At 34.5% G+C, this 15,342-nt stretch carries 14 protein-coding genes; 3 read left to right on the top strand and 11 right to left on the bottom strand.

Translation table 11 applies throughout. The features are described 5' to 3' along the window. Positions 1-35: 35 nt before the first annotated feature. Entirely contained in the window at positions 36-1,124 is a 1,089-nt protein-coding gene (locus tag ABJD27_RS16055; protein ID WP_348165933.1) for a mannose-1-phosphate guanylyltransferase, read from the bottom strand. A 12-nt stretch (positions 1,125-1,136) separates the two neighbouring features. Continuing rightward, positions 1,137-1,733, bottom strand: a complete 597-nt coding sequence (locus tag ABJD27_RS16050) for a SprT-like domain-containing protein (RefSeq protein WP_348165931.1) — start codon at positions 1,731-1,733, stop codon at positions 1,137-1,139. Between the two features lie 315 nt (positions 1,734-2,048). Between ABJD27_RS16050 and ABJD27_RS16045 the strand changes: the two genes are divergently transcribed. Next, positions 2,049-2,255: a hypothetical protein gene (locus tag ABJD27_RS16045; RefSeq protein ID WP_348165929.1), complete on the top strand. Its 207-nt coding sequence runs from the start codon at positions 2,049-2,051 to the stop codon at positions 2,253-2,255. 63 nt (positions 2,256-2,318) lie between these two features. Here ABJD27_RS16045 and ABJD27_RS16040 read toward each other — a convergent pair whose 3' ends face one another. Next, on the bottom strand, positions 2,319-3,173 hold the full coding sequence (locus ABJD27_RS16040; RefSeq protein ID WP_348165926.1) for a DUF4349 domain-containing protein: 855 nt from the start codon (positions 3,171-3,173) through the stop codon (positions 2,319-2,321). Positions 3,174-3,440: 267 nt separating this feature from the next. Between ABJD27_RS16040 and ABJD27_RS16035 the strand changes: the two genes are divergently transcribed. Together ABJD27_RS16035 and ABJD27_RS16030 are read left to right on the top strand one after the other, a co-directional pair. After that, positions 3,441-4,211, top strand: coding sequence for a hypothetical protein (locus tag ABJD27_RS16035; protein WP_348165923.1), 771 nt, complete (start codon positions 3,441-3,443; stop codon positions 4,209-4,211). Further along, complete coding sequence (locus ABJD27_RS16030) at positions 4,204-4,656, top strand: hypothetical protein (protein WP_348165920.1); 453 nt, start codon at positions 4,204-4,206, stop codon at positions 4,654-4,656. Before ABJD27_RS16035 ends, ABJD27_RS16030 begins: the two co-directional genes overlap by 8 nt. Before the next feature lie 19 nt (positions 4,657-4,675). Here the strand turns inward: ABJD27_RS16030 and ABJD27_RS16025 are convergent, their stop codons facing one another. From ABJD27_RS16025 to porU, 8 genes are all read right to left on the bottom strand, one after another. After that, entirely contained in the window at positions 4,676-5,173 is a 498-nt protein-coding gene (locus tag ABJD27_RS16025) for an NAD(P)H-dependent oxidoreductase (protein ID WP_348165917.1), read from the bottom strand. Positions 5,174-5,189: 16 nt separating this feature from the next. Further along, positions 5,190-5,870, bottom strand: a complete 681-nt coding sequence (locus ABJD27_RS16020) for an SDR family oxidoreductase (protein ID WP_348165915.1) — start codon at positions 5,868-5,870, stop codon at positions 5,190-5,192. Beyond that, the gene (locus tag ABJD27_RS16015; protein ID WP_348165912.1) at positions 5,870-6,910 is read right to left on the bottom strand and encodes a M28 family peptidase; all 1,041 of its coding nucleotides are present in this window, start codon (positions 6,908-6,910) and stop codon (positions 5,870-5,872) included. Before ABJD27_RS16015 ends, ABJD27_RS16020 begins: the two co-directional genes overlap by 1 nt. 67 nt (positions 6,911-6,977) lie before the next feature. Continuing rightward, positions 6,978-8,612: a pyruvate dehydrogenase complex dihydrolipoamide acetyltransferase gene (locus ABJD27_RS16010; RefSeq protein ID WP_348165909.1), complete on the bottom strand. Its 1,635-nt coding sequence runs from the start codon at positions 8,610-8,612 to the stop codon at positions 6,978-6,980. 3 nt (positions 8,613-8,615) lie between these two features. Beyond that, positions 8,616-9,614 carry a pyruvate dehydrogenase (acetyl-transferring) E1 component subunit alpha gene (gene pdhA, locus ABJD27_RS16005; RefSeq protein WP_348165906.1) on the bottom strand — a complete coding sequence of 333 codons (999 nt, stop codon included), beginning with the start codon at positions 9,612-9,614 and terminating at the stop codon, positions 8,616-8,618. Between the two features lie 185 nt (positions 9,615-9,799). Next, positions 9,800-10,282: a cytidine deaminase gene (locus ABJD27_RS16000; RefSeq protein ID WP_348165903.1), complete on the bottom strand. Its 483-nt coding sequence runs from the start codon at positions 10,280-10,282 to the stop codon at positions 9,800-9,802. Between the two features lie 33 nt (positions 10,283-10,315). Beyond that, entirely contained in the window at positions 10,316-11,464 is a 1,149-nt protein-coding gene (porV, locus tag ABJD27_RS15995; RefSeq protein ID WP_348165900.1) for a type IX secretion system outer membrane channel protein PorV, read from the bottom strand. Between the two features lie 47 nt (positions 11,465-11,511). Further along, the gene (gene porU / locus ABJD27_RS15990) at positions 11,512-15,327 is read right to left on the bottom strand and encodes a type IX secretion system sortase PorU (protein WP_348165897.1); all 3,816 of its coding nucleotides are present in this window, start codon (positions 15,325-15,327) and stop codon (positions 11,512-11,514) included. Positions 15,328-15,342: the final 15 nt, after the last annotated feature.

The raw sequence follows: 15,342 nt of genomic DNA, 5'->3' as shown, positions 1-15,342 counted from the left end.
ATTATACAAAAATATGCGTTTAACATTACTCTTAGTTACCCTAAATTACTACCAAATTTTGATTGTACCGAATTTCGTATTTCTTTGATATCTTGTTCTTTAGATTTTGGTACTATAACGAGAACATCTTCCTTTTCGACGATAATATAGTCCTGAAGTCCATCTACCACTACGACTTTATCACTTTCTGTTCGGATAATCGTTCCTGATGTATTTGTCGTTATTGCTCTAGCATTTACAATAGCATTTCCTCCTTGATCCTTATCCAGTTTTTCATATAATGATCCCCATGTCCCTAAATCATTCCAATCAAATGTAGCAGGTACCACTTTTACTTGTTTATGTTTTTCCATAATCCCGTAATCAATACTTATATTTTCTGCATCAGGATAATGCGTATTAATAAATGCTTGCTCATCTGGAGTATTATAAACTTCTTTTCCTTTTGAAAATAAATCGTACATCTCAGGGAGGTGTGCTTTAAATCCATTCAAAACAGTTTTAGCACTCCATATGAACATACCAGCATTCCAAAGGTATTCTCCGCTTTCAAAAAACTGTTTTGCTGTGGTATAATCAGGTTTTTCTGTAAAACGTTTTACCGCTTTCGCGAAAGCGGAATCGTCCTTATCATAATTTATATATCCATATCCAGTATTTGGAAATGTAGGTTTAATTCCTATCGTAGAGATGACATTGTCTTCTTGAGAAGCATCAAAAGCGATTTGTAAATCATGTACAAAAGCATCTTCATCTTCTATCCAAGCATCACTAGGAGCAACAATCATGACGGCATCTGGGTTCTCTTTTTCCACTTTAAGTGCCGAAAGCAAAATACAAGGAGCTGTATTGCGCATTGCAGATTCTAGTACTATATTTTTTTGTGGAATTTGTGGAATTTGTTCTTTAACAAGGTTATTATATCGACTGTTTGTCAAAACAAGTATCTGGTCTTCAGGAACGAGTTTTGATAACCGTTTAAATGTTTTTTGAAGCAGTGTTTCTCCGGTACCAAGCATGTCGTGAAACTGCTTAGGATATGTTTCTATACTTACTGGCCAAAATCGAGAACCAACTCCTCCAGCCATCAACAATGCATAATAATTCTTATTCTTTATACTCATACTTCTTACGTCTTAATCCAATTGTTCAATTTCTGCATTAGGCTGAAACAAATACACTTTTCCCGTAGCTAGCTCTACACATTCATAACGTTTTACTCGCTTATTCCCTTTTCTAAATATCTTTCCGTTATAAATCCTAAATCGTGCTCCTTTAGGAATCTCAAAGATATAGTTTTTATCAGTCGGAGGATCATACTTTTTAAGTGCCACAGAGAGATGAGCATCTGTATCACTACTCGCTTTAGGGTTTTTAAAATGTCTTGCGATATAAGGTAATACTTCTTGAGGAAATACTTCTGGTCTAATGAAAGGTAGCATTAATAATTGAAAAGTACGCTTCCATTCTTTTCCATGTGGTTTGATATATCTACCATATTTCTCAAAAGCAACTAGGTGTGCAATCTCATGAATCAATGTCATCAAAAAACGATACTTATTAAGACTTACATTAATTGTGATCTGATGTTGACCATCTGCCATTCTTCTATAATCTCCATGACGAGTGATACGTTCATTTACAATTTTAAGGTAAACTCCGTGTGTTTTGATAAGTTCAAAAGTAGGAGCTACTGCTCTTTCAGGTATGTATTTTTTAAGTGTTTCTACCATTATAATGCTGTTGTAAAGTAAGAATATTCTACTTTTCAAACAAGCATAAATACCATTCCTTCTAAAAATTATTTTCTATCTACCTTCTCCTATAAAGACACATTGTAAGAACTGTTATCGTTATGGTTACTGATCATATAGAAAATTAATTTTACCCTTTTCATGAATAATCAAACTAGAAACCTTTTTAGATTTTAATACCATAACTACTACCCTATTTTAAACAAAATAGGTACATAACATGTTGTTTGTCAGATATTTGTATTTAATAAATTTGTAACTTAACAATGTTATTAATTATAAAAACTATTATTTATGTTAAAGAAATCGTTAAATGTAAAAGGAGCTAGAGTTTTAACTAGTCTCGAACAAAAAGAAATTAAAGGAGGTTTTTGGGGAGGATGTCAACCGCAACTTCTTGAATGTGAAAATAACAGTGACTGTCCTCCATGTAGTTTTGGTTGTGGAATTTCCTTTGAAGTAAATGGACAATCTTTTTCTGCAAATGTCTGTGCTTTTTAAAAAATAAAAACACGTATCTCCTTTGATATCCTATCAAAGGAGATACATATTAAAAGCTTTTCTTTAATTTCTTGCTTTTCTTTTCTTAAGAAGCCATAGTCCCAGAATAATGCCTGCCAAAGTAACTGGCCATATGTGAAGTAACAAAAGAAGGAGTCCTTCTATAAGAGACAATCCAAAACTCAAACTATCTTTTACTTTATCAAAAAAACTTGGGCCTTTATCTTCAGGGGCATCTACCTCAGGAAGTACTTCATATAGATCTATTTGTATGGTGCTATATGTTATATTTGTAGACATATAACGCAATCTACCTTCTGCCACTTCTATTTCCTCTTGAAGGATACGAATCTTCTCTTCGGCTAATAAGACTTCTTTTACCGTTTTTGCTTTACTACGCAAAATAGCCTCATACCGTTCTTTTACTTCTCGTTTTGTTTGCAACCTACTTTCTATATCGACATACTCTTCTGTTACATCGATGGTAGAAACATTTTTTGTGTCTATGTTTTCAGAAAAACTACTTATACTATCGATGATAGTATCAAAATATTCTTGAGGCACTCGTATTGTAAATCTATTTTCTTTTAAGTATGAGTTATTCTCCATGCGCTCATCAGACACATATCCTGAATATTGTAATGCATAATTTCTTGCCAGACGCGTTGCTTCATTTACATTTCTGACCCTCATTCTCATCGTTGCATTTCTAATAATCTTTATATCATCTGGTGTATTTTGATTCTCACTCATTTCAGAATTGATCGCTACTGCTTTAAACTTTTCATTTTCTCCTGTACTTTCAATTGGTATATTATTAGCATTATCATACTCATGACTACGCTCACAGGAAATAATTAAAAACTGAAGGGTTATGAGTAAAAGAGTTATCTTTAAAATTGATGTGTTTGTTTTCATTTTTCTTTAGTATTGATTAATAGAAACAAACATATCTTTAGATTATAAAGAAGCTTTGTAAACCGCTTGTAAAAGAGTTGTAAATCAATTTACAGATCATAACCAACTATATTAAAACGAATTACAAAAATCACCGATCAAGAAAAAATACAATTTAATGCGCTTAAAAAAGCAGTTACCGATACTTTCAGAAAAAGTCATCCCGGTATAGACACCCCTCTTCATCTTTGGAAAGGACATGAAATCGCATTGTTTCAAGAAGATCTAATGCAGAAATCAAAAGGAACCATTAGCGAAAAATCCTTTTACACCTATTTTAAAAACACACCTAAAAAACTTCCAAGAGTAGATATTCTTAATCTACTTACTACATATACTGGAGAAGCATCTTGGCCTTCGTTTTGCAATAAAAATCAAATCAAAAAAGAAAAAAAGAAGACGTCTTCTTTATATAAATATGCACTTATAGCTATTGCTATACTTAGCCTTTCTTTTATCATCACAAGTTTATTACAAAAAGAAAATTCGTTTTCTTTTTGTTTTATAGATGCAGACAGAGGTACAGAAATACGCACTATACCTTTAGACATTATTGTCTTAAATAATGAAGAATCTCCAAGGTATTACAAAAGTGATAGTCTAGGTTGTTTTACTTGGAGTACAACAGATTCTTACATCCATTTTGTGGTACAATCTCCTTACCATAAAACCGATACTATAAAAAGATATAGTGATGTCTCCACTACAGAAGATGTACGTCTACTTACAGATGATTATAGTTTAATGCTCTATTACTATGCAAATAATAACATCAAGGATTGGAAAAAAAGAAAGCAACAACTCAATGACCTAATTGCTGAGAACGCTATACTTATTCAAGTACTACCTCATGATCTAGGCGTAGAGATCTTTTCTAAACAAGATTTTATAGAGAAGTTAACAACGCCTACAAAAAGCCTAAAGAATTTTGAAATTATAGAATCTCAAAAACAACAAAACAAGATTGTTAAACTTAAATTTAAAACTCGCTATGAATAAGTTTATCATACTATTATTATCCATATTATTTTTGACAAGTTGCTCTGAAAACCGATCTTATGAATCTTACGAAGATAAAGCGATTGAATCTGAAACCCCCATTCCTACAATGGTATCTACAGAAGAGGCATATACTCATTTGATTTCAGAAAAGCTTCAAGATTATTTTGAGAAACAAAAAATCACAAAAAATCATCCAGATTTCAAATCTAAACTCGATACAGGTATCATTTTATCACCTAATCAAGATAGCATATCAAGCATATTAATCCTTGAGAAAATTAATACCAAAGAGTTTGACTCTTTAGCATTAAAAACTGTAATTTCTTACTATAATAGTGTCAAGAAAGATACTATTATTTCAAAAATAGAGCGTACAAAAGTTATAATTGAAGGAGAAGAAGTCATCTCTTCAAAAGTGACATTTAAGAATTATCAAGATTAGCTTATTGTAATAAACAGTATTATTCTTTAGCTTCAATTTCCTTTATAAATCCTGTAAATAAAGCATCATTTTCAAGAGAATTTATATGTACATTTCCCAAGTATGGCATTCCTAAATATCCAGATGTTTTTTCAAATGGATGCCAAAACTCCTTATCAACACCAGAATTAATACAACAACTTATAACGCCAAATCCTTTTCCTCGTAACTGTCTTCCTAAATCTTTCTCTATAGTTAAAAGATCAGAAACTCTATCAAAAAATACTTTTAGAATTCCGCTCATGGTATACCAATACACGGGAGTTGCTACAATGATATTTTGATAGTCCTGAATCACTCTCTTCATTAAAGGAAGGAAATCATCTATCTTGTTTTCGTGTTCATAATCATAGTAACTTATATCGTAATCATTCAGGTCGATATAATCACAACCTGTAATATCTTGCATTTTAAAAACTGCTTTTGCAGTGTCTCCATCTGATCGAGAACTTCCTAAGATAATAACTGTGTCTTTCAATATATACTCATTTTTATTAGGGCGTACTTGCAGAGACTTGCAATAATTTACCATTGTAAAATTTATTTCCAGTCAAGGAGAAATCGGCTAAGTATTCTGCCATTTCTTCAGCAGTTAATGGAGCTTGATATCCTGGAAAGGCTTCTTCAAGCATCTCTGTTTGCACAGCTCCTAAAGCAACTACATTAAAAGCAATATGCTGCTCTTTATATTCTTCTGCTAGGAGTTCACTCCAAGTAATAACGGCTCCTTTACTAGAGCTATATGCTGCAAGTCCTGGAAATTTCATACTTCCCTGGACTCCACCCATACTACTTACAGTTACGACATGAGATCCTGATGACATATACGGTAATACGACACGTGTAAGCTCTGCAACACCAAAGACATTTACTTTATAGACTGCTTCAAATTCTTCCATGGTCGTTTGAGCAAATGGTTTATTTAATAAAGCACCTGCATTATTAATTAATACATCTACTCCTTCCCAATCACTTTCTATAAAATCGATTACTTTTTGAAAATGCGATGCTTTGGTAATATCAAAAGAAAAGGCTGTAATATTCTGTTTTTGTAAACTTTTACAAGGAGTTTCATTTCGCGAAAGCGCAAGAACTTGATGTCCTTGATTTGCAAGTATTTGAACAAGTTCATACCCTATTCCTCTACTCGTACCTGTTACTATAATACGCTTCATTAATTTTTAATTTCGTTCATTTTTATTTCTTGACTAGGGGTATTTGCCATACGTTCTAAGCCAGGAATTATTTTTTGTATCACTGTCTCCATAAATGAAAAATCCATCTTATCTGCCTCGTCTCCAACACCGTGATAATGGTCAAAATTTGTAAAATCAAACGAAGAAATTGTATGTGCAGGTATTCCAAACTCTTGATAAAAAGGATAGTTATCACTACGTCTAAAGAGATTAAATTCTTTTGCTTTTGGCAAGAATCCAATTACTTTTTCTCCTGCATACTCATTAAATTTTGCAGGCATATTTGAAAGATCGTATCCAGAAATATACACCAAGTGATCTTTACCTACCATAGGTACTCCTATCATTTCTATATTAAACATCACATATGGAGTAATGTTCTTTTTCTTAAAACTCTTTGCAAGATGTTTTGAACCTAGAAGTCCTTTTTCTTCTGCAGAATAAAGTGTAAATATAATAGTACGTTTATTTGATTTCGCTTTCGCGAAATAGTCTGCAAGAGCAAGCACTGCTGTAGTTCCAGCTGCATTATCATTTGCTCCATTTGCAATGGTATCGTCACCTACTGGTCTTCCCTTTCCTATATGATCATAATGAGCTCCAATAATGATAATCTCATTTTTAAGTTTAGGGTCATTACCTTCTACTTTACCTACGATATTAAATGCTGGTTTCCCTTTGGCATCAAAGTTATTTCTATATGTTTCAAAATAAGGTTGTACTCCCACATTTTTAAAACGTGTTTCTATAAACTGTGCTGCTATTTCTATTCCAAGACTTCCAGTATCTCTTCCCTGCAATTCATCAGATGCAAGAAACTCAACTGTTTTTTGCACAGAAGTCATCTTTTTAATATCTGGTAACACCATGGTTACTTGATCTACTTTAGGATCAGGCTTAGGAGTTTTTGGAACTGCTGGAGGGGTCGGTGGCACGTTAGACTCATTTACAGGCTGTAATGCAGAACCGCAAGAAATAAGGGTAAATGCAAACCCAAAACATAGAACTATTTTTCTCATAGGTTTAAAGATAAAAAAACCCATCTTAAGGATGGGTTTTTGTTTTATAAAAGTATACTAAATATTATTATGCCAGCATTAATACTGGGTTTTCTATATATAATTTTAATGTTTGCATGAACTGTGCTCCTGTAGCACCGTCTACCGTACGGTGATCACAAGCCATCGTTAACTTCATTGTATTTCCTGGTACTACACGACCATCTTTTACAACAGGTTTTTCTACAATAGCCCCTACAGATAAAATGGCAGAGTTAGGTTGATTTATAATAGATGTAAAGTCTGTAATTCCAAACATTCCAAGATTTGAAATAGTAAATGTACTCCCTTGCATCTCATCTAAAGTCAGCTTTTTATTACGTGCCTTTCCTGCTAATTCTTTTACCTCAGCATTAATTTGTGGTAATGATTTTTCATTTGCAAAATTAACCACTGGTACTACAAGTCCATCTGGCACTGCTACGGCAACACCAATATGCACGTGATGATTTAACTTCATCTTATCATCAAACCATTGTGAATTTACTTGTGGATGCTTCTTTAATGCGATTGCTGTTGCTTTTACAATTATATCATTATATGATACTTTTACATCAGGCAATTGATTAAACTGTTTTCTAAATGCAATTGCATTCTCCATATCAAACTCTACATTCAGGTAGTAATGTGGTGCAGAAAACTTAGAGTTTGAAAGTGCTCTCGCAATTGCTTTGCGCATTTGTGAGTTTGGTATTTCTTCAGAACTTTCTTCTCCTGTAGCAACAAATTGTGCAACATTTGCTCCTCCAGCTGCTACAGCACTTGGTGTAAAGTTCTCGACATCTGCTTTTACAATACGTCCATTCTCACCAGAACCTTTTACCTGTGATAGGTTGATCCCTTTTTCTTCTGCAATTTTCTTTGCTAGTGGTGAAGCAAAAACACGTCCTCCACTAGAAGTAGATTTTGCTACTGCTTTTGACTCTTCTTTTACAGGAGTTGCTACCGGCGTAGTTGTTTTAGGCGCTTCTTCTTTTTTAGGTGTTTCAGTAGTAGCTGCTCCTCCTACTTTATAATTTGCAACAACAGCAGAAACATCAGTTCCTTTAGGTCCTATTACTGCAAGAAGTTCATCTACTTTTGCTGTCGCTCCTTCTTCCAGTCCTATATGCAATAATGTACCTTCATTAAAGGATTCAAATTCCATTGTTGCTTTATCTGTTTCAATTTCTGCAAGGATATCTCCTTCAGAAATTTCATCTCCTATCCCTTTAAGCCAAGAAGCAACTGTACCCTCTTCCATCGTATCTGACAGACGAGGCATTGTTACAACCACTACTCCATCAGGAATTGTCGTTGTTGTAGTATCTTCTACAATTTCTGTGACATCAGGAGTTGTTCCTTTATCTAAAGTCGCTTCTTTTGGTGCTTCTACAGGAACCTCAGCAACTGTTTCTCCATTAAGTAATCCCGAGATATCTTCTCCTTCTTCTCCTATAATAGCCAATAATTTATCAACTAGCGCTGTCTCTCCTTCTTGAATACCAATATGAAGTAATGTTCCATCATAAAAAGATTCAAACTCCATTGTCGCTTTATCAGTTTCTATTTCAGCGAGAATATCTCCTTCAGAGATGACGTCACCAACTTGTTTTAACCAAGTTGCAACTGTTCCTTCTTCCATAGTGTCGCTAAGTCGCGGCATATTTATTACTTGTGCCATAGCTTATAATTTATGAGGTAAAAATGGGTAGTCTTCTTGATCGTATACAATGTCGTACATCACATTCTTATCTGGATATGGACTTTCTTCTGCAAATTTTTCACATTCAGCAACGCGTTCTTTCACTCGTTTATCCATTACCTTAATTTCATCTTCTGTAGCGTACTCTTTTTCCAAAAGAATATCTTTTACTTGCTTAATAGGATCTATTTTTTGGTATTCTGCTACTTCGTCTTTTGTTCTATAATGCTGTGCATCACTCATAGAGTGTCCTCTATAACGATATGTTTTCAGCTCTAAAAATGTAGGACCATCACCACGACGTGCGCGATCTATAGCTTCATCCATCGCTTCAGCTACAGCTACTGGATTCATAGCATCTACAGGACCACAAGGCATTTCATATCCAAGTCCTAATTTCCATATATCTTCATGATTTGCAGTACGAGCCACAGAAGTTCCCATTGCATATCCGTTATTTTCTACACAGAAAACAACAGGCAATTTCCAGTTCATAGCCATATTAAAAGTCTCATGTAAAGACCCTTGACGTGCTGCTCCATCTCCAAAGAAACATAAAGTCACTGCTTCACGTTTGTGGTATTTATCTCCAAAAGCCATTCCAGCACCTAGAGGAATCTGACCTCCTACAATACCATGACCTCCATAGAATCCTTTTTCTTTAGAAAAGATATGCATAGATCCTCCTAATCCTTGAGAAGTCCCTGTTGCTTTTCCATACAGCTCTGCCATCACACGTTTAGGATCTACTCCCATGCCTATAGGCTGTACGTGATTACGGTATGCAGTAATCATTTTATCTTTACTTAAATCCATAGCGTGTAACGATCCTGCAAGGATAGCCTCTTGACCATTATAAAGGTGTAAAAACCCTCTTACTTTTTGCTGGATATATACTTGAGCGAGCTTATCTTCAAACTTACGCCAGAAGAGCATTTCTTCGTACCAATTAAGATACGTTTCTTTGGTGATTTCCTTCATCTATAACGAGTATAAAATTAGCTTTACTAAAAAGCTAATAACAAAAATAAGGTATTAGATAGATACCGCAAAAAGGGTTTCAATTAAAAGTTACGAAAACGAGGTAGTAATATGATTTCTTTGATAAATTATACGCTTTCGCGAAAGCGTACCAACACAACTCATCAAGTATTTACTCTTAAGAGTTACAAATACTTAGAGGTAAAAAGCAGTGGAAGCAAGTTTTCTAAAGAATCGCTTTTCCAAACTTCTCCTTGATCTCCCATAAAATATATCGGAATGGGTGCATCTTGTCTAATTTCATACTCAGCGATGGCTTGTCTACACGATCCGCATGGTGGAATGGGTTGTACTGTTGCTTTTTCTTTTGCTCTTGCACTTATCGCTATTGCTTTAAAAGTAACATTAGGATATTGTGCCGAAGCATAGTAAATAGCTGTACGTTCTGCACATAATCCTGAAGGATATGCCGCATTTTCTTGATTACTTCCTCTAACAACGATGCCATTATCTAATAAGATGGCTGCCCCAACATAAAAATCTGAGTATGGAGCATATGCAGTATCTCTAGCAAGAATTGCTTCTTGCATTAACGAAAAAATCGTTTTTGGAAGTTCATCCATAGATGAGTATACTTCCAAAAACGATTCAATCTTAATTTTTTTCATATATAATTTTGCGTATAGACGCAAATGGTATTTCTAGTACTCGTCAAATTCGTCTCCAAAGTGGAATGTAAGTCCAAAACGTAAGGTGTTTTCTAGTGGACTACGCACAGAACCTGTTGAAAATAAGTATGATAAATCTATATCAATAGCATTAAATTCAAATCCTGCTCCTAAAGTTGCAAATTTACGAGCTCCTTTAATATCACTTTCATTAAAGTATCCAGCACGTAAAGAAAATACATTATCATACACATACTCAGCTCCAAGAGACCAAGTAAATTCTTTAATTTCTTCACTAAATCCATCAGGAGCATCTCCAAATGATTGGAAAATTCCTGAAAAGAAATTTACATTATCATCTTCACCAGCTATAATATTACCATCTGCATCTCTTATTGGAGGCGTAGGTACTAGTAACTTATTAAATTCTAATCCTAGAAATATTTTATTATAGCCATCTAAGATAAAATCAAATCCTGCTCCTACTCGTAAGTTTGTAGGAATAAAATCATCGTCATTGTCTGCATCACTATAAGAAACTTCTGGACCTATATTAGAAATATTAATTCCTCCTCTCCAACGACCGTCAAAGCTATTATAGGTAATCTCCTCAGATTGATAATATGCTGAGACATCAACTCCAAAAGAACTTGCTGCAGAAGCATCAGGATCTAATTGTTGGATTCTTAAATCACTTCGTAAGTATCTTCCAGAAACTGCCATTGAGATACGCTCGCTCAATTTAAGAGCATAGGTTCCATCAATTGTAAATTCATTTGGACGTATATCTAACCCCGGATCATTAGGTCCTGTAGTGGTCGTAATAGTTCCTAAACTAAAATAACGCAGACTCACACCAAAAGCACTTTTTTCGTTTAAACGATTTGCATATGCTGCTTGTAATATGGCTATATCATTCACAAGATTTCCTAAATAAGGGGTATAATTTACTCCTACATTATGTTTCCTGTCTAAGAATGCCAGTTTTGCGGGATTCCATTGTACTGCATAAACATCTGGACTCGTAGCTACACCTTGTTCTCCAAGTCCTGCAGAACGTGCATCTGCAGCAATAACTAAAAATGGGACAGCCGTTGTAATTGTATTAGGCTCGTCTTGGGCTTGTACTGTTGCACTAAAAGCTAAACATGCTCCTAAGCACAGCATCATCAGTTTCTTCATAAAAATTTCAAATTTAAACAAATATAGACTTTTTATAGATTTCTATTTTATAGAATGACAAGCTTTTCAAACTTTTCTACTCGCTTGTTAGTTAACGTTGATTTAACGGTTATCTTATATACATACACTCCTTTTCCTATTGCTTCCCCAAAATCGTCCAGTCCATCCCACACAATATCTCTAGAAAGAAAGCCTTCTGTCACTACTGTTTGGTTAATAGTTTTAACTACCTTCCCACTCACCGTAAATATTTGAACTTGAACATCCAAAGGCTCAAATGCACGGTTATGATTAAACCAAAATTCTGTGTAATTAACAAAAGGATTTGGGTAATTAAGAACATTTTCCAATTGTAATTCCTCATCTCCTACTACTACAAATTGTAATTCTGCTCTAGATGAATTATTATATACATCCCAAGCTATAAAGGTTAGAGTATGTAATCCTTCTTCTAAATCTCTAAGTCTCCTACTAGCTGTTCCTCTTGTAAAATCATCGACCTCTGTCTCATAAAAATCATTCATCACTAAAGGATTTGTCTCATCTCCATCTAATATCGCAAGGATATCATGACCAATTCCTCCTGCAGTGTTTATACCATTTTCATCTTCTAATTTTGCCAATATTATAGGAGAATCATCTGTAATTCCTCCATTCACAAAACTTTCATCATTCATAAATAAACGAATACGCGGTCCTAAATTATCTGGTGGTGCATCTTCATTAAGCCCTCCAATAATAATATCACGATTAACACCAGCTTGATCTTCTAAAATCCCTAATCTCTCTGAATAAAAATTCATACGTCCATTTCCAAAAGGAATCGCTGTATCTCGAGGCATTACAAATTCAAACTCAAATTGTCCATTTACAACAGAGGCTTGTCCTCTATATAAGATAGCTCCTAATGTTTTGAAATCAAGTATTGCTAACTCACCTCCTATCTCTACTCCATCATTACCTAATGTTTGTCTGTTTACATCTTTATCATATAAAGTTACAGCAAGTGTTCCCGTATAATTAGAAAGTAATTGCCCTAACTCACTTGTCACAATTCCATTTACCTTCACACGATCCAATGCTCTTAATGTAGGGAGATCTGGTCCTACAGGTATATCATTTATAGCCGTAAGACGTATATCTGGTTTTGGAAATGCAAGTTTCATAGCTGGATCTCCTAGAAAAAATACCACCCTACGTAACGGATCGTTTAGTATATTCTTAGAAATACGTACATTTTCTCCTACACTTACAATCTCTCGCCCATCAAACCCAAAAATCTCTTCTGCAAGTATTTCATTAAAGGTAACACCTAAGCTTACAAAAATTTCTCGAGTTGTAGCTACCATTCCAACGACACCTCCATCTTCACTCCAGATAAATCCTTCTCCTCCTGTAGGTCGTAAAGGATTATCAAATTTTGTAAATTCACAAGTAACCGTAATAAGCAACGGTAATCGTTCGTCATTTGCTAAGTCATCTATCTCATTTTGTGTAATAATTGTTTCTGATGCCAGCAACTCTTCTCCTCCATGACCTAAATAGGTGACAACTAATGATCCTATCTCCAATGAATTTGAAATAGTCTCATTTACTTGAGGATATCGATCTCCTCCTGCAGATGATTCTTGTTGAAAAGCATCACTGTGTATTTTTGTCACATTTACAGATGGACGTTGATTTTCAATTTCATCTCCCAAAACGTCCAATGTACCTTGAAGGTCATTAAATTCAAATGCTTCATCTACATCATCAGAAATCAATACAAAGTTATTACGCCAGCGACCATACGATTCTCTCGCATCATAATTTATGATTTTATCAACTACGGTTTGTGCAAGAGATGGTGTATCTGCCAAAATTCTACCTACAGCAATATCTAGTTTATCAGAACCTATAACACGTCCTTCATCTGGATCCATAAATCCAAAGAAGTCATCAGACATAAATGAAAAAGCTAAACTAAAACTTTGAAATGTCTGAAAAGTAGGCATGATATTATTATTCCCTGGAAGTCTGTCTTTATAATCTACAGAAGCATCTCCAAACATGCATAAAAACTGAAGTCTATTGGCTTCTGACGAAGCGTTATCATATACATACTTCACAAAATTACGTATCGCTCCTATATCTTGACTTCCACCTCCAAATTCTTCATAAATCTCATCAAGTGTAACTACTTTTACATTAAGTCCTCTAAAAGATCTATTATGTTGCGCAAGTCGTTCTGCCTGGGTTCTCAACGCATCTCCTGTGATCATTAAGTAATCTATATCTTCAAAATCACCATTCGCATTTTGAAAAATAGTCCCTTTTAAATCTTGATTAGCTACTCTGGTATTATTACTCTCTCTAAAAGGAGCAAAATAATCTGATGGTGTTACAGCTACAAACTGACGTAATGTTCCTAAAGGAGTTTTAAAACTTACTGTTCCTTGATTTCCTTCATTAACAGTAGTCGTGATAGACGTTTGATCTGTCACATCCCAAATCTGTGTATACTCATTTGCATTTCCAAACACATACTCTCCTAATCCGCTAAGGGTTGCAGATTCATTATTCCTAAAATTAATTTGTTCTCCAGTCCCCGTAAGAGATCGAGGAACATCAAGGCTTATAAAATCTAGATACCCTATACTAGAAGGGTTCCCATTATTATTATATGTTATAGTTACTGTTACATCTGGGCTTGTAATAGGAACTTCTATGGCAAACTGTCTTCCGGTAGCTAGAGCAATATTATTTATAGGTAGTAATATAGCAGTTCCTAAAGATGCTCCATTTATAGAAATATCAAAGGTTGTCTGTGACTCTGAAATTGCTCCCAAAAGAACTCGCAAGTTAGCCGCTTGATTTGTAACAACATTTGGAAATGTAAATTCAAAACTTTGCTCATTCTCTACATTAAAAGCCTCTCCAAACCATCTACGTCCTACAAGAACAAGGCTTTCTAAATCTTCTTCATGAAATTGATAATCATCAAAGGTAGTAAATGTGGTCGTTGCTGCAGCACCAGGTTGAACCATAGGTTGTACCCTAAGACCTTCATTACCTCCAGCTGTGATATAATAATAAGAACGATCCGAATATGGATTTATATTGGTATCTAATTCTTCATGAAATTTCCTTGAGCTTTCTCCAAAAAAGAGGACATGATCATTTCCATTAAAAGTACCATCCTCACCTCCCACAACCTGAATAGGGATCTCTCGTAAATCAAATACTTCTGCACCATTATCACTATTACGTAATGGTAATGGCGAACCTCCCAGTCCATATACTTTAATAGTTTGTGGATCTACCCCATCTAGGGACAATCCCATGCTTTGGATAAAATTACGTGTGAGTTGATGTACTCCTGTTTCTTCTACGTAAAATTTATAGTAATCACCACTAGCCAATACAGAGTTTGTAATTGCCAATGAGGATCTATTGTTAGGCGCTTTCGCGAAAGCGTACTTAACAACAGCACTTTTTAAACGTTTATACTGTCCGTTTTCCAAAACGAAAGGCGCTACATTTAAAATCGCATAATAAGAACTTCTAGCTTGTCCCGTCTTTAATGAATAAAATAACTCTGACGTTATACTTTTCTTATCTAGTTTAGATAATTCTGAAGAAGGGATAGGTTCATAAACGATATTTTCTATACGAACAGATGATTCTGGGACGTACTGATTTATTGACCATTGAAGAGTATACTCCCATACACCATCATCGTTTTGTGTAAGAAGTGATGGATTGTATAGTTGACCACTACTTTTCTTTGTGATTTCTTTCCAATCTAAGGACAAACGTGTTTCTTGAGCCATCCCAAGAGAACAAATTAAGAATATAAGTACAGAGGAGAATATTTTCATCATATATCGTAACGATAA

This window comes from Dokdonia sp. (genome assembly GCF_039945015.1).
Taxonomy (GTDB): Bacteria; Bacteroidota; Bacteroidia; order Flavobacteriales; family Flavobacteriaceae; genus Dokdonia.
This window is presented reverse-complemented; position numbering and strand designations above follow the sequence as displayed.

Coding starts and splice junctions, on each gene's coding strand:
- ABJD27_RS16055 (WP_348165933.1), bottom strand. CDS start 1,124: ATGAGTATAAAGAATAAGAATTATTATGCATTGTTGATGGCTGGAGGA.
- ABJD27_RS16050 (WP_348165931.1), bottom strand. CDS start 1,733: ATGGTAGAAACACTTAAAAAATACATACCTGAAAGAGCAGTAGCTCCT.
- ABJD27_RS16045 (WP_348165929.1), top strand. CDS start 2,049: ATGTTAAAGAAATCGTTAAATGTAAAAGGAGCTAGAGTTTTAACTAGT.
- ABJD27_RS16040 (WP_348165926.1), bottom strand. CDS start 3,173: ATGAAAACAAACACATCAATTTTAAAGATAACTCTTTTACTCATAACC.
- ABJD27_RS16035 (WP_348165923.1), top strand. CDS start 3,441: ATGCAGAAATCAAAAGGAACCATTAGCGAAAAATCCTTTTACACCTAT.
- ABJD27_RS16030 (WP_348165920.1), top strand. CDS start 4,204: ATGAATAAGTTTATCATACTATTATTATCCATATTATTTTTGACAAGT.
- ABJD27_RS16020 (WP_348165915.1), bottom strand. CDS start 5,870: ATGAAGCGTATTATAGTAACAGGTACGAGTAGAGGAATAGGGTATGAA.
- ABJD27_RS16015 (WP_348165912.1), bottom strand. CDS start 6,910: ATGAGAAAAATAGTTCTATGTTTTGGGTTTGCATTTACCCTTATTTCT.
- ABJD27_RS16010 (WP_348165909.1), bottom strand. CDS start 8,612: ATGGCACAAGTAATAAATATGCCGCGACTTAGCGACACTATGGAAGAA.
- pdhA (WP_348165906.1), bottom strand. CDS start 9,614: ATGAAGGAAATCACCAAAGAAACGTATCTTAATTGGTACGAAGAAATG.
- ABJD27_RS16000 (WP_348165903.1), bottom strand. CDS start 10,282: ATGAAAAAAATTAAGATTGAATCGTTTTTGGAAGTATACTCATCTATG.
- porV (WP_348165900.1), bottom strand. CDS start 11,464: ATGAAGAAACTGATGATGCTGTGCTTAGGAGCATGTTTAGCTTTTAGT.
- porU (WP_348165897.1), bottom strand. CDS start 15,327: ATGATGAAAATATTCTCCTCTGTACTTATATTCTTAATTTGTTCTCTT.